The organism is Leeuwenhoekiella palythoae, from assembly GCF_020310025.1.
Taxonomy (GTDB): Bacteria; Bacteroidota; Bacteroidia; order Flavobacteriales; family Flavobacteriaceae; genus Leeuwenhoekiella; species Leeuwenhoekiella palythoae.
This window is the reverse complement of sequence record NZ_CP084318.1, coordinates 1,198,321-1,223,670: the sequence shown is the minus strand read 5'-3', so window position 1 is coordinate 1,223,670 and position 25,350 is coordinate 1,198,321. Positions and strand designations below refer to the sequence as shown.

At 39.5% G+C, this 25,350-nt stretch carries 24 protein-coding genes; 14 read left to right on the top strand and 10 right to left on the bottom strand.

From position 1 onward, the window contains the following. The first annotated feature begins 74 nt into the window (after positions 1-74). Entirely contained in the window at positions 75-1,064 is a 990-nt protein-coding gene (locus LDL79_RS05180) for a PorP/SprF family type IX secretion system membrane protein (protein WP_449543908.1), read from the top strand. Here the strand turns inward: LDL79_RS05180 and murI are convergent. The 8 genes from murI to LDL79_RS05140 form a co-directional block, all read right to left on the bottom strand. After that, positions 1,061-1,852, bottom strand: a complete 792-nt coding sequence (gene murI / locus LDL79_RS05175; protein WP_225599424.1) for a glutamate racemase — start codon at positions 1,850-1,852, stop codon at positions 1,061-1,063. The two genes, LDL79_RS05180 and murI, sit on opposite strands and share 4 nt — an antisense overlap. A gap of 68 nt (positions 1,853-1,920) precedes the next feature. Next, the gene (locus tag LDL79_RS05170; RefSeq protein ID WP_072983161.1) at positions 1,921-2,433 is read right to left on the bottom strand and encodes an OmpH/Skp family outer membrane protein; all 513 of its coding nucleotides are present in this window, start codon (positions 2,431-2,433) and stop codon (positions 1,921-1,923) included. A gap of 65 nt (positions 2,434-2,498) precedes the next feature. Next, positions 2,499-3,308 carry an OmpH family outer membrane protein gene (locus tag LDL79_RS05165; protein ID WP_167598125.1) on the bottom strand — a complete coding sequence of 270 codons (810 nt, stop codon included), beginning with the start codon at positions 3,306-3,308 and terminating at the stop codon, positions 2,499-2,501. Positions 3,309-3,343: 35 nt separating this feature from the next. Next, positions 3,344-5,926 carry an outer membrane protein assembly factor BamA gene (gene bamA, locus LDL79_RS05160; RefSeq protein WP_225599423.1) on the bottom strand — a complete coding sequence of 861 codons (2,583 nt, stop codon included), beginning with the start codon at positions 5,924-5,926 and terminating at the stop codon, positions 3,344-3,346. A 4-nt stretch (positions 5,927-5,930) separates the two neighbouring features. Beyond that, a complete protein-coding gene (locus LDL79_RS05155) occupies positions 5,931-6,671 on the bottom strand; it encodes an isoprenyl transferase (RefSeq protein ID WP_225599422.1) in 741 nt (246 codons plus the stop codon). 9 nt (positions 6,672-6,680) lie between these two features. Further along, a complete protein-coding gene (gene porG / locus LDL79_RS05150) occupies positions 6,681-7,373 on the bottom strand; it encodes a type IX secretion system protein PorG (RefSeq protein ID WP_225599421.1) in 693 nt (230 codons plus the stop codon). Positions 7,374-7,472: 99 nt separating this feature from the next. Then, positions 7,473-8,357 (bottom strand): NAD kinase, encoded by an 885-nt coding sequence (locus tag LDL79_RS05145; RefSeq protein ID WP_225599420.1) that lies wholly within the window; start codon positions 8,355-8,357, stop codon positions 7,473-7,475. 5 nt (positions 8,358-8,362) lie between these two features. Beyond that, positions 8,363-9,025, bottom strand: coding sequence for a CBS domain-containing protein (locus LDL79_RS05140; RefSeq protein ID WP_225599419.1), 663 nt, complete (start codon positions 9,023-9,025; stop codon positions 8,363-8,365). 85 nt (positions 9,026-9,110) lie between these two features. Here LDL79_RS05140 and LDL79_RS05135 point away from each other — a divergent pair, with 85 nt between their 5' ends. The 8 genes from LDL79_RS05135 (at position 9,111) to clpX (ending at position 17,775) form a co-directional block, all read left to right on the top strand. Further along, a complete protein-coding gene (locus LDL79_RS05135; protein ID WP_072983842.1) occupies positions 9,111-9,824 on the top strand; it encodes a pyridoxine 5'-phosphate synthase in 714 nt (237 codons plus the stop codon). 3 nt (positions 9,825-9,827) lie between these two features. Continuing rightward, on the top strand, positions 9,828-10,598 hold the full coding sequence (locus LDL79_RS05130; protein WP_225599418.1) for an alpha/beta fold hydrolase: 771 nt from the start codon (positions 9,828-9,830) through the stop codon (positions 10,596-10,598). 270 nt (positions 10,599-10,868) lie between these two features. Next, positions 10,869-12,131, top strand: coding sequence for an OmpP1/FadL family transporter (locus LDL79_RS05125; protein WP_225599417.1), 1,263 nt, complete (start codon positions 10,869-10,871; stop codon positions 12,129-12,131). 13 nt (positions 12,132-12,144) lie between these two features. Beyond that, entirely contained in the window at positions 12,145-13,638 is a 1,494-nt protein-coding gene (locus tag LDL79_RS05120) for an SGNH/GDSL hydrolase family protein (RefSeq protein ID WP_167598120.1), read from the top strand. A 272-nt stretch (positions 13,639-13,910) separates the two neighbouring features. Further along, on the top strand, positions 13,911-14,252 hold the full coding sequence (locus tag LDL79_RS05115) for a phage holin family protein (RefSeq protein WP_072983177.1): 342 nt from the start codon (positions 13,911-13,913) through the stop codon (positions 14,250-14,252). A 95-nt stretch (positions 14,253-14,347) separates the two neighbouring features. After that, the gene (gene tig / locus LDL79_RS05110; protein WP_225599416.1) at positions 14,348-15,670 is read left to right on the top strand and encodes a trigger factor; all 1,323 of its coding nucleotides are present in this window, start codon (positions 14,348-14,350) and stop codon (positions 15,668-15,670) included. Between the two features lie 152 nt (positions 15,671-15,822). Next, complete coding sequence (gene clpP, locus LDL79_RS05105; RefSeq protein WP_167598119.1) at positions 15,823-16,497, top strand: ATP-dependent Clp endopeptidase proteolytic subunit ClpP; 675 nt, start codon at positions 15,823-15,825, stop codon at positions 16,495-16,497. 45 nt (positions 16,498-16,542) lie between these two features. Further along, positions 16,543-17,775 carry an ATP-dependent Clp protease ATP-binding subunit ClpX gene (gene clpX / locus LDL79_RS05100; protein ID WP_072983182.1) on the top strand — a complete coding sequence of 411 codons (1,233 nt, stop codon included), beginning with the start codon at positions 16,543-16,545 and terminating at the stop codon, positions 17,773-17,775. A gap of 190 nt (positions 17,776-17,965) precedes the next feature. Here the strand turns inward: clpX and LDL79_RS05095 are convergent, their stop codons facing one another. Beyond that, entirely contained in the window at positions 17,966-18,928 is a 963-nt protein-coding gene (locus LDL79_RS05095) for a TolB-like translocation protein (RefSeq protein WP_225599415.1), read from the bottom strand. Between the two features lie 131 nt (positions 18,929-19,059). Further along, complete coding sequence (locus tag LDL79_RS05090) at positions 19,060-20,589, bottom strand: GH3 auxin-responsive promoter family protein (RefSeq protein ID WP_225599414.1); 1,530 nt, start codon at positions 20,587-20,589, stop codon at positions 19,060-19,062. Positions 20,590-20,688: 99 nt separating this feature from the next. Between LDL79_RS05090 and LDL79_RS05085 the strand changes: the two genes are divergently transcribed. From LDL79_RS05085 to LDL79_RS05065, 5 genes are all read left to right on the top strand, one after another. Beyond that, positions 20,689-21,486 carry a DUF2797 domain-containing protein gene (locus tag LDL79_RS05085; RefSeq protein WP_225599413.1) on the top strand — a complete coding sequence of 266 codons (798 nt, stop codon included), beginning with the start codon at positions 20,689-20,691 and terminating at the stop codon, positions 21,484-21,486. 160 nt (positions 21,487-21,646) lie between these two features. Beyond that, the gene (locus LDL79_RS05080) at positions 21,647-22,006 is read left to right on the top strand and encodes a BlaI/MecI/CopY family transcriptional regulator (RefSeq protein ID WP_225599412.1); all 360 of its coding nucleotides are present in this window, start codon (positions 21,647-21,649) and stop codon (positions 22,004-22,006) included. A gap of 2 nt (positions 22,007-22,008) precedes the next feature. Further along, positions 22,009-23,448, top strand: coding sequence for a M56 family metallopeptidase (locus tag LDL79_RS05075; RefSeq protein ID WP_225599411.1), 1,440 nt, complete (start codon positions 22,009-22,011; stop codon positions 23,446-23,448). An 18-nt stretch (positions 23,449-23,466) separates the two neighbouring features. Then, positions 23,467-24,099: an energy transducer TonB gene (locus LDL79_RS05070; RefSeq protein ID WP_225599410.1), complete on the top strand. Its 633-nt coding sequence runs from the start codon at positions 23,467-23,469 to the stop codon at positions 24,097-24,099. Positions 24,100-24,109: 10 nt separating this feature from the next. Then, on the top strand, positions 24,110-25,327 hold the full coding sequence (locus tag LDL79_RS05065) for a tetratricopeptide repeat protein (protein ID WP_225599409.1): 1,218 nt from the start codon (positions 24,110-24,112) through the stop codon (positions 25,325-25,327). Positions 25,328-25,350: the final 23 nt, after the last annotated feature.

The window sequence follows — 25,350 nt, the reverse complement described above, 5'->3', positions numbered from 1 at the left end:
CTCCTTATATTATTTATTTAGATTTACAAGGTTAACGTTTTATAAAACTGAGCTATAAAAAGCCGAAGATTATTTTGAGAAAAGTACTACTCTTAATTTGCTTAGTGTGTGGTTTTTATGCAAAAGGTCAAGAGGGTATTCCTGTATATTGGGATTACCTTACCGAAAATCTTTATCTGTTGCACCCCTCAATGGCCGGCGCTGCAAATGCTAATCAAATACGACTTACCGGGCGTCAACAATGGTTTGATGTTGAAGATGCGCCTAATTTGTATACGGCTGCGGTAAACGGTAGAGTAGGAGAAAAGGTAGGTTTAGGAATGCAGCTATTTTCTGATGAGAATGGTAATTTTTCTCAGCGTGGTGTTTATGGGACGTTTGCTTATCATTTACTGCTATCGCGTAATTATGTTGATTTAAACCAACTTTCTTTTGGTGTAAGCGTGGGGCTTATGCAAAATACGCTTGACGAAAGCAGTTTTGATCTTACCGATTTTGATCCCATAATAAGCGGCGGAAGTCAAACAGATAACTACTTTAATGTAGATATCGGGATGTCGTATTATTTTCTGGATTTCTGGGCGCACGCTACTGTAAAGAATGTGCTTCCGCGAAATAGAGCGATGTTTACAGCTTTAGAGTCTACCAATCAACGCAGGTATTTAGCTTCTGCGGGGTATGTTTTTGGAAAATTAAACAGTCCGTGGAGTTATGAGCCTTCAGTGATGTTTCAGGCTACAGATGAAACGCAGGAAGTCTCTGTTGATATCAACGGAAAAGTCTACCGCAAGTTTGACTGGGGTAAACTCTGGGGAGGTTTGTCGTACCGAAGAAACCTAGACGGAGCGCAGTACTTGAATAGTGACGGAGACGTAGAAAGTCAAAAATCGCAATATTTAACCCCATTTTTGGGTGTCACCTATAAGCGCTTTTTAGTGGGCTATACCTATACCTATCAGCAGAACGATATTGTGCTGTCTAATGGATTTCATCAGATTACATTGGGCTACGATTTTGGGGAGCGCCGCGAACCTTATGAATGTAATTGTCCTGCGGTCAATTAAAAATCTAGAAAAGAAACGCTTCGGTTTACAGGTACATCTTCGGTAAGCGCTTGAAGCACTTCAATTGAAGCATTACTGTACAAGTTATGCTTTCCTTCCTTCTTACCTTCGAAAAGCAACTTGTTTTCATTTAGAATACGTTCTGTTTGTTTAGCCACCGCTTGACCGCTATCTATGATCTGAACGTGCTCAGGGAGTATTTTTTTTAAAACCGGTATTAAATACGGGTAATGGCTGCAACCCAAAACCAGATAATCGATATTTTTATCCATCATAGGTTGAACGTAGCTTTTTAGTAGTTTAAAAAGTTCTTCAGAATGCAATTTTCCGCTTTCAATAAGCTCAACGAGACCAGTACCTATAACTTCAATTACATTTAAGTCTGTGGTGTATAAACTAGAAGTCCGGGCAAACAGGGCGCTACTGAGTGTGCCTTTGGTGGCGAGTATCCCTATGGCTTTGGTTTTTGAAGCCAAAGCAGCAGGTTTAATGGCGGGTTCGATCCCAATAAAGGGAATGGCATAATTCGCGCGTAGAATGTCAATGGCGTTGGTTGTGGCGGTGTTACAAGCGACCACGATAATCTTACAGCCTTGACTGATGAGGTATTCTGTATTTTTTACGGAAAGCGCTAGAATATCTTCTTTGGAGCGTTCTCCGTACGGTGCATTTTTGATATCGGCTAAATAGATCGTGTCTTCCTGTGGAAGTTTATGTACGATCTCTTTCCATATCGAAGTGCCGCCTACGCCACTGTCAAAAACGCCTATCGGGTGCTTGTGTTGCATAGGCCAAATATAAAAAGCCCTTCTGAATCAACAGAAGGGCTTTTGAAAATTATAAGCTTTTTAAAGTATTAGATACCTAATTCTTTTTTAACGTCAGCCATAAGATCGTATCCGTCAGCAAGGATAAGTCCAGTACCGGTAGTGCTGTCTAATACATACTTGTATCCTTTAGCACGTGCTACTTTTTGAATTGCTGTACGCGCTTTTTCTACGATAGGTTGTAGCGCTTCAGATTCTTTTTTCTGTAGATCTCTAAGTGCATTTTGACGATACTCCATAATTTTATTACGAGTTTGCTCTACCTCTGCTTGACGCTGTAGGTTAGTCTCGTCAGTTTGACTTTGAGCTTCATTACCATAACGCTCCATAGTTTTCTTAAGCTCATTTGCCATTGTGTTCATTTCAGCATCATAAGAATTCTGAAGTTTCTCTAAGTCAGCTTGAGCTTTCTTGTATTCTGGCATTGAAGTTAATAATTCTTGAGTTGCAATATGCGCTACTTTAGAATCCTGAGCTTGAACAAATCCTGTTGTTCCTAAAATTAAAGCTAAGGCTACAACTAGGGTTTTAACGTGTTTCATTTTAGTAATATTAAGTGTTATAATTATTTAAGTTTTAGGTGCCAATTATGACCTGTTGACAAGGTTTAATTTATAGAGTCTTTTACTTTTTTTCTTGCTTCTAATATTGAGTCTCTTCTGCGTTGACGCTCTTCTAATAATTTTTGTCTGCGCGCTTCGTACTCTGCTTTGCGAGCTGCTTGAATAGAGTCTCGCGTTGCTTTACGCTCTGCGATGATCTGTTCTCGCTCTGTTTGTTGTGCTTGCGCTTCGGCTTCACGCTCTTCTCGCTCATTTACCTGATCTAAGGTTAAGGCTTCGTCGCGCTTCAATTCTTCTTTGTCAGCTCTAGAGTTTACCTGCGTGCGTTTTGAAGAGCGTTTGATGCTTAATAAAATTTGATCGCTAATATCGTGTCTTTTATTTGCATACAGCATCACTAAGTCTGAAGATTTGTCTAAGACAAAGTCATATTGTCTGGCTTCTGCAATCTCTTGAACGGCGTTAAATACCTGATCTTGAATAGGCTCAACTAAAATGCTGCGCTGTTTCATCAAATCACCTTCAGGGCCAAAACGCTTCTGCTGGTATTGTAAAACTTCATTTTCAACGAACTTGATCTCATCTTCACGCTCTTTGATCAACTCTTGAGTGAGCAGTACACGCTCATTCTCGAGCGCTTTTTTCATTTGATCAATCTCTTTGGTACGCTTTTCAATTTCCGTTTTCCAGTCGGCTACGCGCTTATCTAGTTGCGCTTGTGCTTCTTGATACTCGGGAACATTTTCTAAGATGTAATTCATGTCTACATACCCTATACGAATACTACGTTGTGCTTCTGCGGTAAGCCCTAAGAAAATGAGGGCGATACTAAGAAAAATAACGTTGTTTTTCATATGCAATTAGAGTATTAGAAAATATCGTGCCAAAATTAAAACTGCTGTCCAATTATAAAGTGCGTCTCCCATCCGTTAGGTCCACCAACGGTTCCTGGAATAGGATCAAACCCGTACCCAAAATCAATACCTAGTAAACCAAAGGCTGGCATATAAATACGTACCCCGGCACCGGCAGATCTGTTCATTAAGAACGGATTATAGTCTCTAAAATTGTCAAACGAAGATCCTGCTTCAGCAAACATCAATGCATAAATAGACGCAGAGGGTTTCAAAGTTATAGGATATCTAAGTTCAAATTCAAATTTATTAAAAATAGTTGCACCAGTGTTTCCATTTAAAGTACTTGCCTCATCGCGGTCTAATGGAATTACCGATTGGTTTGGATAACCACGTAGACGAATTACCTCACGACCATCTAGCGCATAACCACCAAGACCATCACCACCTAAGAAGAAACGGTCAAACGGAGGAATACCACGATCGTTATTATAAGCCCCTAAGAAACCAAAATCTACTTTAGAGCTCAAGACTAATTTACCAACTAAAGAAGTAAACCACTGTCCTTCAAATTTAACTTTATAATATTCTAACCAGTTAAAACGCTCTTGATCAATTTCTGCAACTCGGTCATTATTTCCGTTTTCTACAGCGGCTGCACGATCATCTGCAAGTTCTTTATAATCGGTTCCATTCCAAAGAGAATAAGGTGGCGTTAACTTAGCTGTAAGGCTGAATCGTGATCCTGTTCTTGGGAAAATAGGGTTTACATCCCCTTCGTTACGCGAAATACCAATGGTGTATGCTAGGTTTTCAGAAGAACCGTTTCCGAAGGTAAATAAACCTACATTATAATTTTTTAAATCAAAATGCTGAAAGCTTATCGCGTGTGAAATGGTAAAGTAGTTATCTGGCACTTCTAGACGTTTAGCAAGGCCTAGCGATCCACCTGTGATCAAAAAGCGACGGTCACGATCTACATTAGCACCTGAAGTACCATAGTTGTACAGATACTGCACACTATGAGAAAAACTCATTTGCAATTGCACCGGCTTTTTACCACCTAACCAAGGCTCTGTTAACGAGGCACTGTAGGTTTGATAAAACGTACTTGCTTGCGCTCTTAAGCTGAATTTTTGCCCATCTCCCATAGGAAGCGGCTGGTATGCGTCTTTGTTAAACAAATTCTGGATTGAGAAGTTGTTGAACGAAAGCCCTAAGGTTCCTACAAAACCACCACCACCATAACCACCTTGTAGTTCGATTTGGCTAGCTCCTTGCTCTTCTAAAGCATAGTTGATATCAATAGTACCATCATACGGGTTCGCATTTAAAAACTGCGGGTTTAAAGTTTCAGGATTAAAGAATCCGGTTTGACCTAATTCTCGGGTTGTTTGTAAAACAGCGGCCTGGCTGTAACGTTGACCCGGTTTAGTACGTAAGTTTCGGTAGATTACGCGGTCTTTAGTTTTGTCGTTTCCTGAAATCGTGATACGGTCAAAATATGCAAGTTTACCTTCGGTAATTCTAATTTCAAAATCAATGGTATCATTCTCAACATTGGTTTCCACCGGGTTGATAGAGGAGAATAAATAACCGCTGTTTTTATAAAGGTTTGATAAGTCGTCTGCGTTAGGGTCACCATCCTTAGAGATGCGTTCTTTCAATAAAACCCCGTTGTAAACATCGCCTTTTTCAAGACCTAATTGTCTTGCTAGTTCACGATCTGAATACACGGTATTCCCTAAGAAATCAATATCTCCAATGTAATATTTATCACCTTCTTCAACACTTAATTTAAGCGTGATCAAATCTTCACCACTATGAATCAAAGTGTCTGAAACAATACGCGCATCTCTAAAACCACGCTCTTTGTATTTGTCAACCACAGAAACTTTGTCTTCTGCAAAATTCTCAGGGATGTATTTTGAGCGTTTCCAGAAGCGTAATAGGCGCTTTTCTTTAGTGTTTTTCATCGCTTTGCGCAGCTTTGCGTCAGAAAGTTGCTCATTGCCAATGAACTCAATGTCTTCAATTTTAACGCGATCGCTCAAATTAACATTGACTAACATATCAACCTTTTGCGTTTCGGCGGTATCTGTAGCCGGACGCGTGATGATGTTAACCTTAGAGTTTAAATACCCTTGCTCTTTGTATTTATTCTCAATGTAAAATTTGGTTTTTGTGATCAAGTTTTCGGTCACCTTGGTGCCTTTTTTAAGATCATTGTCCTTGATGATGTCTTTAGCCTTCTTTTCTTTGATACCGTTGATGGTAACTTTATTAAGCTCAGGAACTTCTTCAATTTCAAATTTAAGATCCACCACGTCACCGTTAATTGTAGCATACAAATTGATGTCGCTAAAGAGGTCTAGATCCCACAACCGTTTGATCACATTACTGATACGGTCTCCCGGTAAATACACCTGTTCCCCGGCACGTAAACGGGTAAATGCGATCACCGTTTGCTCGTTGTATTGTTTTGCACCCACTACAGAAATCTCTCCTATAGTATACTGTTTACCGTTAGAAACGGGTAAATCTTCTTGGGCAATTGCGGTTGTAAAAGTTAGGCAGTTTAATAAAAAGGCCAGGAACAGGCCTGCTTGTTTAGGCATCTGCTTAATTAATTTGCTCGCTCGTCTTTCCAAATCGTCGTTCTCTTTTCTGATAATTATAAATTGCTTCGTACAGATGTTTTCTTGTAAAATCAGGCCATAGTACAGGTGTGAAATATAACTCTGCATAGGCGATTTGCCATAATAAAAAATTACTTATCCGCTGCTCTCCGCTTGTGCGAATAAGTAAATCAACATCAGGCATATCGTGAGTATACAAATGCTCCTTAATGACTGACTCATTTATTGAATGTGGCGAAATTAAGTTTTTTTTAACTTTATGACTGATGTCTTGTATAGTTTTTACTAACTCCTCGCGAGACCCGTAGCTGAGCGCAAGGGTAAGCTTAAGGCGTGTGTTATTCTTGGTTTTTTCGATAACTTCTTTGAGTTCGCGTTGGGCTTTTTCGGGCAAGTTATTGAGACTTCCAATGGCAGATAAGGAGATGTTGTTGTCTTGTAAGGTTTTAATTTCTTTTTTAAGAGAAGAAACCAAAAGGTTCATCAGCGTATCCACCTCAAGTTTAGGACGGTTCCAGTTTTCGGTAGAAAAGGCGTAGAGCGTAACAAACGCTACACCTAGTTCTGCGCAGGCTTCAATGGTTTCTCGTACAGCTTTAGTCCCTTTTTTATGACCTTTTACACGCAGAAGTCCTTGATTTTTAGCCCAACGACCGTTACCGTCCATTATCACGGCAATATGCTTAGGGAGCTTATGTTGATCTATTTCGTCTAAAAATTCCATTATTCGTCATTAAAAACCGCAATAACACGGTTGTCTGCCAAAGGTATAGGTTACAGTGATTCCTGAAAACATATACCAGTCTTTATTATTAATGTTGCCAAAACTGGCATAATTATATTCTTCGGTCCCCGGAAAATTTCCGTCAAGGTTATCGGTAAAGGTGTACCGTGCACCTAACTCTGCAGCAAGTACGATGCTGCCGCCAATGTACGCTTTATAACCAATAACTATTGGGATTGCCAGATCCCATTCAGAACTTGTATTTACCAATGCATCTTCTACGGGATCAAGCGCAAAAGAATCGTGGTAAAAGTAAGTAAATCCTGTATATAAATACGGAGTATGCGGCTTATCAAAGCTTTGATGCATGTCAAAATCCCAAAAGTTATATTCAATACCTACTGATCCTTCAATGACAGTGTTTGTGAAACTATATCCGCGGTTTTGACGTCTGGCATCATTACTGTCTGTGTCTGAAGCCTCTAAGTTGGTAAAAAGAATACTTGCTCTAAATGCATGTCTGGCGCTTCGGTTCCATTTAGCAATTCCGCCGAAAACAATGTTGTTTGGCGAAATATAATTCGTTCTGCCCACATCGCCTATAAAATTGCTTCCTCCTGCGAGTACACCCACCTCATACGTCTGGCTTTGTGCAGAACCAACGGCGAATAAAACAAGTGTAAGTACTAAAAGATACCTCATAGGCTGTAAAAAGTTTGCAAATATAACAATATTGTTTAGGTGCTTCTTATTAAGACGAATGCATCTGCTGAATAAACAAGAAAGTGTAAAAAATATTGCCTAGTTGCGCTTGTCTTCGCCCCACAATAATTTTTTGCGTAACGTGGTCAGGAAGGTGTCTTCTTCTAAAAGCACCAGTTTAATATTGAAGGGTGCTTTGGTAAGTGTGATCTCTGTTTCTACCGGAAGCGTGGCGATTCTAGAGTCTAATGATACCAAGTGTTCCTCTTCTCTACCGCTCACTTTTAATTTTATTTCGGTAGAATCAGGAACCACAATAGGTCTGGCATTGAGGTTGTGCGGAGCTATAGGCGTAAGTATAAAACTTGAAGTTTTCGGCATAATTACCGGTCCGCCGCAGCTTAAGGAGTATCCTGTAGATCCTGTGGGGGTTGAGATGATTAAGCCGTCTGCCCAGTAATTTGTGAGACGTTCTCCATTTAGCGAAGTATCTACAGAGATCATTGAGGTCGAATTTTTTCGGCTTACTGTAACCTCATTAAGCGCAAAGTTGAGTCCGCCAAAAGTTTCTTCCCCTTCGGAAGTTTTTATACTTATAAGAGACCGCTCAGTAATGCTGTAGTTGTTTTTGAGAATTTCATCTACAGAGCTCACCAGCTTCTCTTTATTTACTGTGGCTAAAAATCCTAAGCGTCCGGTGTTGATACCCACTATGGGAATGTCAAGGTCGCGTACGTAGGTAACTGTTTGCAGGATCGTGCCATCACCGCCAATACTAAAAAAAAGATCGTAAGTATTATCTAACTCTTCAAAAGTGCTGAAGTGTGAATAGGTTTTGTCAATTTCTTCATTTTCATGAATCAACTTCAGAAAATTCTCTTCAATTATAACTTCAACGTCCTTTTGATTTAAAAGATCAAGCAGTTGTTGAACGTAATGTCCTGAATTCTTATGATAAAATTGACCGTAGATACCTACTTTCATACATTTTAAATGTTGAGATATTTATCTAAATATTGAGAGCGATCACGTAAATCCTTTATAAAGGCATCCTCTTGGTGCTCAGAAACGACTACGTAGCCATAGCGTCTAAAGGCCTGTAGAATCGTATTAAAGCTCGTGTCTGATCCAATCTTTATGGAGATTTGAGCAACCTCATTTTTTATCTGAGAGATGAATGCGCCTAGCACTTTACCGTCATTAGACTCAATGATCTGGCTGATTTCACTAAAGCTATAATCATAAATGCCGTGCTCAATAACGATGATGCTTCCGTTTTCGCTTAAAAAAGGCGTGCTGTTAAAATACGTCATCACATCTGCAAGCTCGTAGTAGCCCAAATAAGAAGCGTTTTCCTCATCAAGTACCGGCATCAAGTTAGCATTGTTTTGTGCGAAAGCTTCTAAAACATTGAGCCAATTAGTGTCAGTACGCACAAAAAACACTTCATACATATGATTGTTTTCTGCGATCACTTCTTCAGCATCCAGACAGTGTACATCATTTTCATTCAGGCAACCTACATAAACTCCTTCTCTTAAAATAGGCACGTGGGAGTAGGTGGTTTGTGTAAACAGTTCTTGAGCCTCGCCCATGAGCAGATGCTCGTCAAGCGGGTCAATATCCTTAATGATGTAATCTGTGATTTTCATAGCCTCTTTGTGCAATTTAATTAAAAAAGTAGGGTCAGAGCCTGTGTTACTTCGTATTTTTGCAAGCAAAGTTACAATTATTGAGATGACAAAATTAAGTGTAAATGTTAATAAGATCGCAACATTACGTAACGCCAGAGGGGGTAATGTTCCTGATTTAATTAAGACTGTAAAAGATATTGAATCTTTTGGAGCACAGGGAATTACCATTCATCCAAGGCCCGATGAGCGCCATATTAGATATCAGGATGCCCGAGATTTAAAAACGGTTGTAAAAACCGAATTGAATATAGAAGGTAATCCCGTTGAAAAGTTCATCAACTTGGTTTTAGAAGTTCAGCCAGATCAGGTGACATTAGTGCCAGATTCTGTAGATGCAATCACTTCAAATGCAGGCTGGGATACGTTAAAGAACAAAGTCTTTTTAAAAGAAGTTATCGCCGAATTTAAATCTCACGGAATTCGCACCTCTATTTTTGTTGATCCGGTTGCCGAAATGATTGAAGGAGCAAAGGAAACCGGTACAGATCGCATCGAGCTGTACACCGAAGCTTTTGCGGTAGGTTTTAAAGAAGGGCATCCTAATGCAGTTAAGCCTTATGTAGATGCAGCATTGCTAGCTCAGGACTTAGATTTGGGGCTCAATGCCGGGCACGATCTTTCGTTAGAAAACATCAAGTTTTTTGCTGATAGTATTCCGGGGCTGTTAGAAGTTTCTATTGGGCACGCATTGATTGCTGAAGCGCTTTATGACGGACTAGAAAAAACCATCAAATCGTATTTAGACGCCTTAATTTAATTTATGATTTTACACAGCAGTATTACCGGCTCAGGAAAACCCTTTGTGATTTTACATGGTTTTCTGGGAATGGGAGATAATTGGAAAACTTTAGCCAATCAGTTTGCAGAAGCCGGATATCAAATGCATTTGGTTGATCAGCGCAATCACGGAAGAAGCTTTCATAGCGACACATTTAACTACGAAGTTCTAGCTGAGGATCTAAAGAAGTATTGTCAGGAACATGACTTGAAAGATATTGTACTGCTGGGGCATTCTATGGGTGGGAAAACCGCAATGCTCTTCGCTATGCGTTATCCGGAATACATTAATAAACTTATTATTGCTGATATCGCACCAAAATATTATGCGCCGCATCATCAGCAAATTTTAAAAGGTTTAACGGCATTGTCTGAAAGTCACGAAGCAAGAACCTCACGTGGAAACGCAGATGACTTTTTAAAAGAATATATCTTAGATTGGGGAACGCGTCAATTCTTATTAAAAAACTTGTATTGGCAGAAGGATAAAACCTTAGCCTTGCGAGTCAATTTGCCCGTGCTCAAAAGGGAAGTAGAGGCCATAGGTGAAGGATTGCCAACTCAAACCGTCTATGAAGGAGCGACTTTATTCTTAAATGGGTTAAAGTCTGATTATATTACTGAAGATGATAAATCGCTAATCAAAGCACATTTTCCTGAAGCTGAAATTAAAGGGATTGAAAAAGCCGGTCATTGGTTACACGCAGAAAACCCGAAAGATTTTTATGCGGAAGTAATGAAATTCCTAGAGTAGGGTTTTGTCTTTTTCGATAAACGTTTCCTTCTTAAGGTGAACTTCAGCTTTGTAATAAATGGTAGTTCTTATTGCTATTACTGCTAGTGCTTAAACGAATTAGTGATTAGGTAATCATAAAATCACTATAAATCCTATTACAACTCAATAAATTTTTATAACATTGTTGAAGGTATTTATTGTGCATGCATAATAAATATGGTTAATTTTTATGAGATTCTTAAAAAATTTCACCTCAATTATTAAATTATAATTTTACCCTTTTAAAGTATGAAGAGAGTTTTAGCAACGTCTTTATTCTTATTAGCCTCGGCGATAACGTTTGCGGGAGGTTATAGAGTTGGACTTCAAGGTCAGCGTGCCCTTGCGATGGGGCATACCGGAGTGGCTTATGTAAACAGTGCCGAGTTGGCCTTTTTCAATCCTGCCGGTTTAGTGTATTTAGAGAACAAGATTAATGCTTCAGCCGGTGGTTTTGGTGTTTTTTCTAGTGTGGCGTGGCAAAATGAGAGTACCGGTCAGTTTGCCAATACTGATAGCCCTATGGGAACTCCATTTTACCTATACGGCTCTTATGCATTAAATGAGCAATTGAGTTTAGGACTTGCAGTATATACACCTTATGGTAGTACAGTAGAATGGCCAACTGATTGGGCAGGTTCGCATCTGGTTAACAATATAGAGTTGGCGGCCGTATTTATTCAACCTTTGGTTTCTTTTAAAATCAGCGATAAATTCAGCGTTGGTGGTGGGCCTATTTTTGTAACAGGTAATGTAAACTTTAACCGAAATGCCAATCGTTTCTTAACCGATCAAGAGGGTAATCGCTCTAACGTAACTATTGATGATAGTGGGGTAACCAATTGGGGATGGTCTGTAGGTGGTATGTTTAGAGCTACCGAAAACCTGACTTTTGGTGCAAATTATCGTTCTGAAATTATTTTAGAATCTGAAGATGGTACGGCAACCTTTGCAAACTTTCCCAACGACAGTGGGCAACCTGTAGTCGTGGGAGGAACTGCAATTCCTTCAAATGGAACTCAAGGTTTTAATGCATCACTCCCACTTCCGGCAGAACTTACTGTTGGTGCTTCGTATAGTAAAGATAAGTGGGTGGTTAATGTGGATTATACCAGAACATATTGGGATGTTTATGAAGATCTGGATATTGTTTTTGCAGATGGTTCAGAATCTATTAACCCTCGTAACTATAAAAATTCTTCTATTTATAAGTTTGGTGTAGGCTATGCGGCAAGTGAAAAATTCATGCTGCGTGCAGGTTATTATTTTGACGAATCACCGGTGCAGTCGGGCTACTTCGCTCCTGAGACACCGCGTAACGATAGTAATGGTTTTTCAGCCGGACTTTCTTATGCTATCTCAAGCAGTTTTGCTATTGACGCCTCGTTCCTTTATGTGCGCTTTAAAGAGATCAATGAATCTTATGATTATGTAGATGATGGGTCTTCTTTTGGTGGAACTTATAAATCAAGTGCGTTTGTACCGGGAATTGGTTTGACTTATAAACTTTAAAAAGAGCTATACGATGAAAAATTATATTAAATATATGGCTTTGTCAGCCGTGCTTTTAACAGCTTGTGAGGCAGAATTAGACAATCCTATTGAAGATGGTGGCTTTTATAGCAGTGGCTCAGCAGATTTTTCAAACTACGTTGCTGTAGGAAATTCGCTGACCTCAGGCTATGCTGATGGCGCATTATACATAAGTGGGCAACAGAATAGTTTTCCTAATATTTTAGCAGGTCAATTTGCCTTGGCTGGCGGAGGCATGTTTACACAGCCTCTTGTTGATGATAATACGGGTGGTTTGCTAGCCAATGGTACGCAAATTCAACCGAATCGTTTTGTATTGACCTTAGATGCTGATGGTAATCCAGGCCCAACACCTTTGCAGGGTACACCTACGACTGATATTGCAAATGTTTTAGAAGGACCTTTTAATAATATGGGTGTTCCTGGAGCAAAAAGTTTTCATTTAGTAGCACCGGGCTACGGTAATATTGCCGGGGTAGCGGCAGGTGCAGCAAACCCCTATTTTGTGCGTTTTGCGTCAAGTACTGATGCTACAATTATAGGGGATGCGGCAGCTCAAAGTCCGTCGTTTTTCTCACTTTGGATCGGTAACAATGATATTTTAAGCTATGCAACGAGCGGGGGAACTGGAGTAGACCAGACTGGAAATTTAGACCCGACGACGTACGGTGCTAATGATATTACAGATCCTAATGTATTTGCGAGTGTGTATAATCAAGAAGTTCAAGCTTTGACAGCTTCGGCCTCAGGCGGAGTGGTTTTTAATATTCCTGATGTGACTTCTATACCGTTTTTTACGACGGTGCCTTATAACGCAATTCCTTTAGATGAGGCTACTGCAGCAGGAGTAAATCAAGCGTATGTGCAATATAATGGTGCTTTAGCGCAGTATGCGGCTTTAGGAGTCATCACTACTGAAGAGCGTGACGCAAGAACTATTAATTTCACAGCGGGTCAAAACGCGATTGTGATCGAAGATGAAAATCTTACCACATTGCTTAACCCTACCAATGGTCAGGAAATCCCAAAAATAAGACAAGCGACTCCAGATGATCTTTTTGTGTTAACATCATCAAGTATTATCGGGACTCTTGCAGACCCTAGTAATCCTAATTCAGTAATTGGAGTAGGAGTTCCTGTTGGTGATCAATATGTTTTGATTCCTGAAGAGCAGGCGATGATCGCTACTGCGCAGGCTTCTTATAATGCAACAATACAAGGTTTAGCTCAAGCTAACGGACTAGCATTTGTTGATGCGCGTGCTATTTTAAACCAACTGGCAGAAAGTGGTATCGCTTTTGACGCAGGTACATTGACTTCTACTTTTGCCACCGGTGGAGCGTTCTCTTTAGATGGTGTGCACCCTACGCCAAGAGGCTATGCCTATTTAGCAAATCAAGCAATTGCTGCAATAAATGAAACTTATGGTTCTACATTACCAATGGTTAACGTAGGGGATTACGGAACGGTGAACATCAGTAATTAAGCTAAAACATTAAGTTTACTTTATAGAAATCGCTATCTGTGAGGATAGCGATTTTTTTATTTTTACGTAAATCCTAATATGCCTAAATCGGTTTCTTTACGGTTTCGATTCTAGTTTATTATGATTTGACTGGATGGCTTTTAATGGCATCGCCAAAGGCTTTAATATTTCGCACAGATAGCTATCGAAATACCATGAAATTGAAAACTTTTCACTAACCAATGCCTCACGGACTTGCTCTGAGGTAGTTTACTTTAACTTGACCTAATCTTATGAAAACCTTAATCAAATTATTACTTACCGCATTAGCCGTTATCATTTTAGGGTATTTACTACCTGGTGTAGGAGTAACCTCGTTTTTTACAGCTTTTATCGTCGCTGTGGTAATCGCGCTGTTGAGACTGATCGTGAAACCTATATTAGTCATACTCACGCTGCCGATCACGATAGTAACATTTGGAATTTTTCTGCTTTTCATCAATGCGATCATCATTTTGATAGCAGATTATTTCGTGGGCGGTTTTGCAGTAGATGGTATCTGGTGGGCATTGATTTTTAGTTTGTTGCTCTCCTTGTTTCAGTCCTTGCTTTTTGCACTTATAAAAGAGGATTAGAAGCTTGCTGAATACCAAATGCTTATAAACTTTGTGGGGATATAAAAAAGATGTACTTTTGCACTCCAAATTTTATAGGAAAATATCACTAGAAGATGAATATTACACGCGAGAATATTGATGATTTAAATGCAGTACTTAAGGTAGATATTGCAAAAGATGACTATAATGACAAAGTACAGAAAGTGCTTAAAGATTATAGAAAATCTGCAAACATTCCTGGTTTTAGAAAAGGGCACGTGCCTATGGGTCTTGTTCAAAAACAGTACGGTAAGGCCGTTTTGGTAGATGAGGTAAACAAGCTTTTACAAGACAGTTTGCAAAAATATCTTACTGAAGAAAAACTTGATGTGTTAGGTAATCCATTACCTAAAGATCAGGAAGATCTTAATTGGGATGCCGGTGATTATACCTTTGAATTTGAATTAGGTCTTGCGCCTAAGTTTGAAATAGATCTTCAGCCTAAAAAAGCGATCACAAGCTACACTATTGTTGTTGATGATAAAATGGTAGATAATCAAATTACTACTATTCAAAAGCAATATGGGAAAATCACAAGCAAGCAGGAGGTAGAGAAAGACGATGAGGTTTCTGGAAGCTTTGTGAATGAAGAAGCTGAGTTTGAAAAGAAAACCATGTTTGAAGTAAACAAGCTTAAAGGTAAAGCAAATACTTCGGCGTTTGTGGGTGCAAAAGTAGGTGACACGGTTACTGTTTCTACTAAAGGTTTATTTAAAGAAGCAGGTGACTATCGTTCTTTCTTAGGTCTTTCAGAAGAAGAAGCAAAAGAGAAAAATCTTGAAGTTTCTTTTACTATTGAAGAAGTAAACCACAGAGATCCTGCAGATTTAGATCAGGATCTTTTTGATAAGCTTTACGGCCCGGGTGTGATTACTTCGGTAACTGAGCTTAAAGAAAAAATTAAAGAAGAAGGTGAAAATCAATTCAAGCAGCAAAGCGATCAGCAGTTGCTTAATGATGTGACCGAAAGATTGATCGAGAATACAGAATTTGATCTTCCTGCTGAATTTTTGAAGAAATGGATTCAGAGAAGTGGTGAGAAGGAGTTGACTTTTGAAGAAGCTGTTGAAGAGTACGAGCGTTCTGAAAAGGGACTACGTTACCAGTTGATCGAAGGTAAGATCATTGCAGATAACGAGCTGCAGATCACTTTTGAAGAGATCAAAGCTTACGCTAAAGAAATGATCAAAGCACAGATGGCGCAGTTTGGTCAAAACGATCCTAAAGATGAAGAATTAGAAGGAATCGCAGCACGTATTTTGAGTAATCAGGATGAGGTTAAAAGACTTTCTGAGCAATTGATGAACAAAAAATTGCTTGATTTCTTTAAAGAGAATGTAAAATTAAAAGAGAAAGAAGTGACTTTTGACGAGTTTGTCAAAGAAGTTTACAACTAGTAATTCTCTAATTTATATAGTATCTTTAAGGCGTTTTAACGGTATGTTGAAACGCCTTTTTACTTAAAAATTAGTAAGGTGTTTTAAACACCTTTTTTATTGAACTTTTATTTTGAAGCCTTAGCGCGCTTCAAGAATTAGAAAAAAATACTATGAACTACGCAGACGAATTTAAAAAATACGCGATTAAAGATCAGGGCGTAAACAGCATGTACTATGATAAAATCATGAGTAGCATGTACCCGGTAGGTCTTACTCCAAATATTATCGAAGAACGTCAGATGAACGCTGTGGCGATGGACGTTTTTTCACGTTTGATGATGGATCGCATCATCTTTTTGGGGACTGGTATCAATGACCAGGTAGCAAATATTGTTCAGGCACAATTACTTTTCTTAGAAAGTACAGACGCTTCTAAAGATATTCAGATTTATATTAACTCTCCTGGAGGTAGTGTGTATGCAGGTCTAGGGATCTATGATACCATGCAATTTATTAAACCTGATGTGGCTACTATTTGTACCGGTATGGCGGCCTCTATGGGCGCAGTTTTGCTTTGTGCTGGTGCACAAGGAAAACGTAGTGGATTAACACACTCACGAGTGATGATTCACCAGCCATTAGGTGGAGCACAAGGACAAGCGAGTGATATCGAGATCACCGCGCGTGAAATCCTTACGCTTAAAGAAGAATTGTATAAGATTATTGCAAAGCATTCAGGTCAGCCTTACGAAAAGGTTTATGAAGACAGTGATCGTGATTACTGGATGAAAGCTGATAAAGCTTTAGAATACGGAATGATTGACGAAATTCTGGCGAGAGAATAAGTCAGAACGACGTTGAAGTTGTTGAATTACCCAAATGATTGAATTATGGCGAAAGAAGAATTAGAATGTTCATTTTGTGGCAGAAAAAAGTCTGAGACTAACTTGCTTATTGCAGGGCTAGACGCACACATTTGCGACCGTTGCATCGAGCAAGCACACGGTATTGTACTTGAGGAAGCCAAAGACGTGAACAAAAATGGGTTAGATGGAGAGCTTACACTCAAGAAGCCTAAAGAGATTAAAGATTTTCTAGATGAGTATATCATCGGTCAGGACTTTACAAAAAAGGTAATGGCCGTAGCGGTGTATAATCATTACAAGCGTTTATTACAACCTGAGACCGAAGATGAGATCGAGATTCAGAAGAGTAATATTGTAATGGTAGGGCAAACCGGTACCGGTAAAACGCTTATGGCAAAAACTATTGCCCGTATGCTGAATGTGCCGCTTGCTATTGTAGATGCTACCGTTTTGACCGAAGCAGGTTATGTAGGAGAAGATGTAGAGAGTATTTTAACGCGCTTGCTACAAGCAGCAGATTATAATCTTGAAAAAGCGCAACGCGGAATCGTTTTTATTGATGAGATCGATAAAATCGCACGTAAGAGTGATAACCCTTCGATCACACGAGATGTGAGCGGGGAAGGCGTACAACAAGCGTTATTGAAGCTTTTAGAAGGAACTACAGTAAACGTTCCGCCTAAGGGAGGTCGAAAGCATCCTGATCAGAAGTTTATTGAGGTCAATACAGAGCATATCTTGTTTATTGCAGGTGGTGCGTTTGATGGTATTGAGCGTGTGATCAGCAAGCGCTTAAATATGCAAGCTGTGGGCTTCAGTGCGAGTATGAGTGACGAAGTGATTGACCGCGAAAATCTTTTGAAATACATTATTCCTAAAGACTTGAAAGATTTTGGTTTGATCCCAGAAATTATTGGGCGTCTTCCGGTACTCACACATATGGATCCGCTTGATGCAAAGACACTAAGAGCAATTCTTACCGAGCCTAAAAATGCTATTATAAAGCAGTACGAAAAGCTCTTTGAGATGGATGATATCGAATTTGAGATCACTGCACCGGCGCTGGATTATATCGTAGATAAAGCGATTGAATATAAGTTGGGTGCGCGTGGATTACGCTCACTTTGTGAAGCGATCTTTACCGACGCGATGTTTGATCTGCCAAGTTCTGATCTTACTACCTTTAAAGTAGATAAAGAATATGCGCAGTTTAAGCTAGAGAAATCAACTATTAAAAAGCTTAAGGCAGTTTCTTAAGCTGAAATACATAAAGATGAAAAAGCTCGGTATTGCCGAGCTTTTTTTATTGGCCCCGCCAAAGGCTTTAATACTCCGTCCCAATAACTATTGGGAAGCCTCATAATCAATAATTTACTTCCAGCTAATGCCTTAAGAGCTTACCCTTAGCTAGTTTTCCGAAGTTGTGGAAGGTTATTCACTAGCTCGTTCAAAACCCGGCTACCGAAGCTGCGTGCTCGTACTGATAAACATTCATCTTTTGGCTCAACGAATTCTTATTAGAACTGAAATAGCCCGTAGTTGCAGTGACTGGTACAAAACCTACTTCATCTGCCGCAGAGTTGATCGCCGAACCTAAAGTTTGAGAAGAACTATACAGATCAGCATCAGTATATGCGTTATACACATCATAGCCGCCATAAGCTCCCGGGCGATCAGAGGCGAAATAGAGTATATGGTTCTCGACACTTAAGCTGGGATATTTTTCGTTAGCTGAAGTATTGATGTTTTTACCTAGATTTTTTGGTGTTGTAAATTTTCCGGTAGGTAAAATTTCAACGGAATATAAGTCGTAACCGCCATAACCACCGGGCATATCACTCGAAAAATACAACGTTTTTCCATTGCTACTTAACCACGGATTTTCAACAGAATACCTTTTAGGAGCCAAGGTTAAACGTTTTGGAGCAAACCATTGTGCCGGGGTTTTAGGATTTCGGGTGGCAACATATAGTTGATAATTTGTATTACCTGCTTCGGTTTTAGTGTAAAACACCTGCGTTTGCGTTTTATTGAATGTGAGACCGCCGTGGTTGGCTTTTCCTGTAAAAACTCCAGCAAGCAAATGAGGATTCCGCCAGTTGTTTTTAAATTTTGAAAAGCCTAAAAGTTTGTATTCGCTTTGATCTAAAACTGTAGAACTTCCAGACCGTGAAGTGATTTTTCGGTTGGACACCACTACTAGTTTATCTTCAAACAAACACGTGGCATACTCATCTGAAGCAGTGTTGAAACTAAGTTCAGAAACGATATAGGTATGGTCATCTGGCGATGACGTGTACCTTTTTACAAATAAATTAGGTGAGGAGTTTGAATTGAAAGCGATCGTAGTTTCGCTTTTTTTACTTTGCCCTGATAGTAACCCGGTTTGCAGAGCTACTATCAGTGTCAAAGCTATTAGCTTCGAAAAGCTTGAGTAATTTGAGTTGTGATTTGTTGCAGCCAATTTACGGGAGACTGGGCGCATATGCTAATATTTTAGTTGAAGCGGGATTAAAATTCGTTGAAGTGAAAATCTAGGGGTTATCCTTGTGTGCAGGCGGCGTTTAAAACCAGCAATTCTTCTACTAATTCTCTAGAATTACTGAGTCTGGGAACTTTGTGCTGACCACCAAGCTTATTTTTTGATTTTAACCAATCGTAAAATAGATCGGTACGGGCGTAATGTATAGTGGGCGGATTTAAAGTCATATTATTCTTACGTTTGGCTTCATAATCGCTATTAATCTCCTGTAAAGCCTTGTCAAAAAGCTGATTAAAATGCTCTGGATCCTTAGGAGCCACTTTAAATTCAATGAACCATTCGTGAGCACCTTTTTCTTTTCCATCCATAAAAATAGGTGCAGCTGTGTAGTCTACGATTTCAGACTGGGTAAGCGCTGTTGCTTTCTTTAGGGCTTCTTCGGCATTCTCAATGATCAATTCTTCACCAAAGGCATTAATGTGGTGTTTTGTGCGCCCACTCACGCGAATTCGATACGGATTTATAGACGTAAATCGCACCGTGTCACCTACGCGATAGCGCCACAATCCGCTGTTTGTAGTAATCACAATAGCGTAGTTTTTTCCTTTTTCAACTTCGCTAAGCGGAATAATTTTCTGACCGGGCTGCCCGTAGCAATCCATTGGGATGAATTCATAGAAAATTCCGTAGTCTAACATAAGCAAGAGATCGCTACGTTCGTTTTTATCTTGAAGCGCAAAAAAACCTTCAGAAGCATTATAGATCTCATAATACTTAAAGTCGTGACGCGGTAATACTTTTCTGTACTGATCGCGATAAGGTTCAAAACTCACACCTCCGTGAAAATAGACTTCCAGATTGGGCCAAACCTCAAAAAGACTTTGTTTGCCGGTTGTAGCTAAAATATTGTTGATGAGCACCAGCATCCACGAAGGCACACCGGCAAGACTCGTAACTTTTTCTTGAACGGTTTCCTGAACGATTGCTTGCATCTTAACTTCCCAATCGCTCATAAGCGAAACCTCATTCCCGGGAGTACTGCTAAACTCTGCCCAAAACGGCATATTATCGATCAATATCGCTGAGAGATCACCATACGAGGTGCCGTTACTTTCATACAGGCGTTTGCTGCCACCCAGGCGCAAGCTCTTTCCGGTAAACAATTGAGAGTCGGGATTGTTATTTAGATAAACACAAAGCAGATCTTTACTCGCTGCATAATGGCAATCTTCAAGCGCTTCAGGACTTACCGGGATGTATTTGCTTTTTGCGTTGGTTGTTCCGCTGCTTTGGGCAAATAGTTTGACGGGTGAAGGCCAGAAGATATTGCTTTCCCCACGACGCGCACGCTCGATCATTTCGTGCGAGGCTTCATAATTGGTTATGGGAACTTGTTGTGCAAAATCGTTATAGGAACGAATATCTTTAAAACCGTATTTTTTACCGATCTCTGTGTTTTTAGCTTTGTGTACTAACTTTAGCAGCAATTCATTTTGAACTTCGTGAGGATATTTTAGAAACAATTCCATCTGGTGAATACGCTTTTTGAGAAACCAGCTGGCGATAGAATTGACTAAGGGTATCGGCATTTTGTTAGTATATTTGAGCTCTAGTTTATTAGGATTGATAAAAAATCACGCCTAAAAATACTTTTTTTAAACTGAATTAATTCAACATCCTTCACTTTTATGCAATACCAAGGCGTACTTACCAAAATGCAAACCGAGCTCCAAAATCCGGTGCAATATTATTTGGTTTTTGAAGATGATTTTATTCACGTCAACCAGCTTTTAGACAAAGAAATACGCATCGAATTTTTAAAATATCAATGCCTTGCGTGCGGCCTGAATAAAAAAATCTACCGTCAGGGATATTGCTATGAAGACTTCTATAAAGTGCCTCAAGCAGCCGACTGGATTATGAAACCGGAGCTTAGCAAGGCGCATTTAGATCAAGAAGATCGCGATCTGGAGTATGAAAAGAAAGTACAGCTACAGCCACATATTGTATATCTTGCAAACAGCAGTAACGTAAAAGTGGGTGTAACGCGCAAAACGCAAGTGCCTACGCGCTGGATAGATCAAGGTGCGCATGAGGCGATAGAAATCGTTGAGGTGCCTAACCGGTATTTAGCAGGAATCACCGAAGTCGCTCTTAAAGAACATATCGCTGATAAAACCAACTGGCGAAAAATGCTCAAAAATGAGATCGAAGATGAAAATCTTGTTGAGCAGCGCGACGCCTTAAAACAGTATATTCCAGACGAGGCGCTAGAGTACTACATCGCCAGCAATCAAGAAACCAATATAGAATTCCCGGTTTTGCAATATCCTAAGAAATTAAAGAGTCTTAACCTTGAAAAAACGCCGGAATATCAAGGTGTTTTAAAAGGAATAAAAGGGCAGTATCTTCTATTTGAGGACGGAACCGTCTTCAATGTACGCAACTGGGAGGGCTATGTAGTAAGCCTTGCGGTTTCGGCTTAAACCCTTGTATTTATAGTAGTTCACACTAATTTGAAGAATGCTTTTTCTTCAGATTGGAAAACTTTTTTTAAAATTTACATAACTAATATATTAGTTAAACTAATTAATTAGTTATATTTGAGTGTTCAATAACAAAACTAATTCCCTAAACAGTAAAATTATGAAACAGTTAACCAAAGCCGAAGAAGAAGTAATGCAGATCTTATGGGATCTGGGAGAAGCCAATGTAGCTGCGATGCTTGACGTGATGCCGGAGCCTAAACCGGCCTACAACACCGTATCGACCATTGTACGTATTCTGGAAACCAAAGAATTTGTGGGCTACAAAAAGGAGGGCAGAGGGCATATTTATTTTCCGCTCGTGAAAAAATCAGATTACAGCAGTGCTTCAATGTCTAAAATGGTCAATGATTATTTCAACGGAAGCTTCAAAAGCATGGTTTCCTTCTTTGTGAAAAAGAAAGAAATGAGCGCGAGCGAACTCGAATCTATTTTAAAAGAAATTAATAAAGACGACTAGTTATGGTAAGATATATACTCGAAGTTATTGTTTTTCAGGCATTGTTTTTAGCCGTGTACCAGCTTTGGTTTCGCAAAGAAACCTTCTTCAATATCAATAGAATTTATTTGATAAGTACAGCGCTTCTGGCTTTCGTTTTGCCCTTTATGCAATTTGAATTGTTTCAGAATCAAATTCCGCTGCGCGAAAACATGTTTTTTCTTCCGGAAGTAGTGGTGACCGCCGAAGCAGGTGAAGTTGTAGCTGCACCGGTACCACAAGAAACAGACTGGAGTATCTATTTATTACTTTATGCAGCCGGGGTGTTTTTTAGCACGGGAATGCTGTTCAGAAAATATCAAGAGATTCAGCGCTACTTCAGGTTTAAGCGTAAAAATGATACGACGCCTAAGATGATCACCATACCCAACAGCGATGCCGCTTTTACGTTTATGGGAACCATTTTTATTGGTGAAAATATCAACGCTGAAGCTAAAGCGCACATTATGGCGCACGAAGAGGTGCATCTCAAACATTGGCACGGTCTTGACCTAATGCTGTTTGAGCTGATGCGTGTAGTCTTTTGGTTCAATCCGCTGGTGTATATTTATCAAAATAAACTAGCCGAAATACACGAATTTATCGCAGATGCTCAGGCAATGCGTAAAACCGAAATGAAAGCCTACTACAATCAGTTATTAAATACTGCTTTTGGTACGCAACATATTTCATTCATCAATACATTTTTCAATCATTCATTAATCAAAAAACGAATCGTTATGTTACAAAAACAAAGTAAACAAAGAGCCGGACTCAAATATTTAGTCCTGATCCCCGTCATTGCCGGAATTCTAACCTATGTAGGGTGTACCGATGACAATGGCCTCGCCGAAAATAAAGCAGCACTTACCCTTGAAGAACAAGTGGCGGATCTAGAGGCAACTTTAGATGCTAAAGAAGAAATAAGCATTGAAGAGCGCAAACTTGTAAGTAATCTTTTAAATAAGGCGAATCAAAAAGCTTTGCCACCGCCACCGCCACCGCCTTCGCTTAACGAAGATGCTGTTATAGAAGTGGTAGAAACTCAAAGCCAAAAAGAAATTAATGATGTTCCTTTTGCTGTAGTGGAAGAAGTACCTGTTTTTCCGGGGTGTGAAAGTCTGCAAACCAATGCAGAACGTAAAAAATGTATGTCAGAGCAGGTGTCACAATTAATAAATGCAAATTTCAATACCAAAGTCGGGGAAGAGTTGCAATTGAAAGGAGTTCAAAGGATTTATACAAGATTTCGTATTAATGAAAATGGCGATATCGTAGATATAGAATCTAGAGCCAGTGTACCTGAATTGGAAAAAGAGGCAGAACGTGTAGTTAGTCTATTGCCAAAAATAACTCCCGGAAAACATAAAGGAAAAAATGTGGGTGTATTGTATTCATTACCTATTGTTTTTCAGACGAAGTAATCCTTTAAAATATACATTATGAAAAAGATTGTTTACTTGTCTATAGGTATTGCCGTTTTTGCATTGACATCGTGCTCTTCAGAAAAGGAAAATAGAGATGTAGCTCAACTTTCTTTTAAAGAGAAAGTTGCGAATCTTGATGCTGCTCTAGAAGCTAAAGCCGAATTGAATGAAACAGAACGAGAGCAAATTGCAAGTTTAAACCAACTGGTTTTGAACAAATCTCAAAAACCCTTTATCACGACTGCACCGCCTAATAAGAGTTTTAATTTTGATGATCTGGGTGCTGATCGCGTCGAGTTTAATGCGATTACACAACCGTCGTTTTATAGTTCTTGTGAAAATACAGATATGGAAGTGCAACGTGCGTGCGTTGAAGAAGCAGTTGCTGCTTATGTCAAGACCCATTTCAATGCTGAAGTTTACAAAGCCTCTAAAGTGCGCGGCCGCTATGAAATGACCGCAAGCTTTTTAATTGATGCAAAAGGAAAGATTCAGGATGTAAAGATTAGAAATGACTATGACAAAGCACTAAGCGCTGAAGCAAAACGGGTAATTGAAGATCTACCACAAATGGAACCGGGTAAACATAAAGGAAAGCGAATGGCGGCATTATTTACGTTACCTATTGTTTATGATTTAAAACCCTAAGCACTCAAAAATGCGCAGTTTTTATCTATTTATATTTTTAGTACTAGCCAGCCGGGCCGAAGCACAAGAGGTTTCGGCTTTGGCCATTGGCGATAGTTTATATGCTGTGGGAAACTACAGCAAGGCCATTGATAGCTATGAACAAATTAAAGCTAAAAACGAGCGTGTTTATTTAAAATTGGCGCGTGCCCATCAAGCTAAAGGGACCCTTGATGATGCGTTGGTCAACTATAAATTGGCAGCAACAGGTACAGACGAAGTTATCGCGATGAATGAGTATGGAAAACTGCTAATCACCAAGCGTCAGTTTAAAGAAGCAGATAGTGTTTTTTCAGCGTTAATTTCAGTTTATGATACCAATCCAGACTTTTATTACCAGCGCGGCCGAGCAAATGAAAATAGACCTAGAGAGATTTCAGGAAAAGAGTCTGATAGTGTTTTAGTAGAAAAACTAGCAAAAGTTCACGATCCTTTAGAAGATTATGAAAGAGCTATCGCCTTAGACAGTACGCACCAAAAAGCACTTGCCGAAGTTGCGACCTCTTATCTTAAACAAAAGGACTTTGCGATGGTTGAAAAACTGGCGTTTAAAGCCTTAGAAAGTTATCCTACTAATGTGGAGATCATCAGCACACTCGCTCAAAGTTATTACCACAAAGGGTGGAATGAAGAAGGCATCCAGTGGTTTGAAAAATTATTGGCACTGGGGCAAGACACCCAATTCATCAGAGAAAAACTAGGCAATCTTTATTATAAAAAACGGCAGTACGAGGATGCTATCGAGCAGTATCTTGGCGCTTTAAAGTTCGCTCCTGAAGATGCTTACGATCACGCAACTCTAGCCAAATTATATAATTTCACAGCAGATTTAGATGCTGCTGAAATGCACGGCTTGTTCGCAGTTCTTTACAAAGACCAACCATTGTTTGAGGAGTACTATACCTTATCGCGAACCTACGAGATGAAAAAAGAATGGGCCAGCGCTATGAAGTATGTCAACCGGTCTTTGGATGAAAACCCTAGAAATAAGAGCGCAGAATATACTAAAGCGATCATCGCAGACAATTATTATGAAGACCGCCGTGCGGTGCTTAAACTGTACGAGGACTTCATTAAAAAATATGAAGATGGTAAATATGCAAAGTTTGATCCTACATTAAAGCTCGCTAAAGAACGCCGCGATAAACTCAATCGGGAGATCTTTATGGCTGAGGGAGAAGAGGAATAATTTCTTCTGTCACATTGAGCGTT